The 1,615-nt window shown below is 55.3% G+C and carries 1 protein-coding gene; it reads left to right on the top strand.

Annotation, left to right across the window (positions count from 1 at the left end):
- Nucleotides 1-237 precede the first annotated feature (237 nt).
- Nucleotides 238-1,615: IS1182 family transposase (locus KNO99_RS15195; protein WP_214750083.1), on the top strand; the 1,378-nt coding region annotated here is incomplete at its 3' end.

The following is a 1,615-nucleotide window of genomic DNA, read 5'->3' as shown; positions in this document are numbered from 1 at the left end:
TTTCAGACTGTAGACAAAATATAGGTCTACGGTCTTTTTTTATGCCCAAGCCGGGCACGGCTCGCTTTCCTAGGGGCAAGCAGGGAGCCGCATCGCGACTGCGTCACTGCTGGGTCTCCCTTTGCTTGCTATTCCCTCAGGAGTCTCGCCTGCCCGTTCTTGGTCACCTCTTGTCCTTCATCCCATCCTCATTACCATATATAATGGTGTGAGAATAACACACAGGGGGTGGATCCGATGATCAACAAGTCGACACAATCTGAAACGAATCGAACACAGCTGGAGATGGTCACGCTCGACGAGCTCGTCCCGAAGGACCATCTGGTCCGGAAGATCGAGTCGGCCATCGATTTCGAGTTCATCTATCCGATGGTCCAGGGACTTTATTCCGAGGACCGGGGACGTCCAAGTGTCGACCCGGTCGTCCTGATCAAGATGGTGTTCGTTCAATATCTGTTCGGGATCCGCTCGATGCGCCAGACCATCCGAGAAATCGAGACGAACCTCGCTTACCGCTGGTTCCTCGGGCTCGGATTTTCGGACAAGGTGCCGCACTTCTCGACCTTCGGTAAGAACTACGTCCGTCGTTTCCAGGACACGACCCTGTTCGAAGACATCTTCAATCACATTCTCGACCAGGCGGTCGACGCCGGTTTCGTTGACCCGACCATCCTCTTCGTGGACTCCACACATGTGAAGGCGAATGCGAACAAGCGCAAGCTGAAGAAAGAGATCGTCCAAAAAGAGGCGCACTCTTATCGGGAACAACTCGACGCCGAAATCGAGCGCGACCGGCAGGAAAACGGAAAGAAGCCCTTGGGGCCAAAAAAGTCTGAGGCGGACGAGGTCAAGGAAATCAAGGTGAGCACGACCGATCCCGAGAGTGGGTATTACGTCAAAGGGGAGCGTGAGAAGCAGTTCGCCTACTCGGTACACGCCGCAAGTGACAAGAACGGGTTCATCCTGGGGGCCGTCGTGACCCCGGGTAACGTCCATGACAGTGTCCCGTTCCCGAAGCTCATCGACAAGGTCACTGATCATCTCGGTACGCCGTTCGCCGTCGCCGCCGACTCCGCCTATAAGACTGCCCCGATCGCCAAACTGTTGATCGACCGTGGAATCTTGCCCGCCTTTCCGTATACGCGTCCGAAAGGGCCGAAAGGCACCCTTCGGAAGAATGAGTTCGTGTACGATGAATACTTCAACGTCTATCTCTGTCCGAACAATCAGACGCTCGACTATCGGACGACGACTCGGGACGGGAAGCGTCAATATGTCTCCGACCCGGCTATCTGCGCGACCTGTCCATTGCTCTCTGAGTGCACGGCGAGTCGCAACCATCAACGGGTCATCGAGCGTCACCTCTGGCAACACTACCTGGACGAGGTCGAAGACCTCCGGCACACAGAACCGGCACGCGAAATCTACAGAAGACGAAAAGAAACGATCGAACGTGTCTTCGCAGACGCAAAAGAGAAGCATGGCATGCGTTGGACCCGATACCGGGGACTTGAAAAAGTTTCGATGCAGGCGATGCTTACTTTTGCTGCCATCAACCTGAAAAAGATGGCGCGTTGGATGTGGAAGAACACCCAACGCGCCACCCGAAGGCTCG

The sequence above is a fragment of the Exiguobacterium sp. s189 genome (assembly GCF_018617615.1).
GTDB classification, from domain to species: domain Bacteria; phylum Bacillota; class Bacilli; order Exiguobacteriales; family Exiguobacteriaceae; genus Exiguobacterium; species Exiguobacterium aestuarii_A.
The sequence above is the reverse complement of the archived record's forward strand: the minus strand, read 5'-3'. Positions and strand labels throughout refer to the sequence as shown.